Raw genomic sequence first — 260 nt, forward strand, 5'->3', positions numbered from 1 at the left:
TCGCATGGGGAGACCCCACACTACCATCGGCGCTACGGCGTTTCACTTCTGAGTTCGGCATGGGGTCAGGTGGGACCACCGCGCTATTGCCGCCAGGCAAATTCTGTTTCATTCCAACCGCCTCACTCCCGTAAAGCCATCAGAACCAATCTCGGAACTTCGCTGAAAATCTCTCTAAAAACACCTTCGGTGTTGTAAGGTTAAGCCTCACGGATCATTAGTACTGGTTAGCTCAATGCATCGCTGCACTTACACACCCA

General features: G+C 52.3%; 1 rRNA gene. It reads right to left on the reverse strand.

The features are described 5' to 3' along the window. A 5S ribosomal RNA gene (gene rrf, locus WA302_RS25210) occupies positions 1–97 on the reverse strand; the annotation flags it as partial. Positions 98–260 lie beyond the last annotated feature (163 nt).

Origin of the sequence: Serratia sp. 201, assembly GCF_037027545.1 — a bacterium.
Taxonomy (GTDB): Bacteria; Pseudomonadota; Gammaproteobacteria; order Enterobacterales; family Enterobacteriaceae; genus Serratia; species Serratia bockelmannii.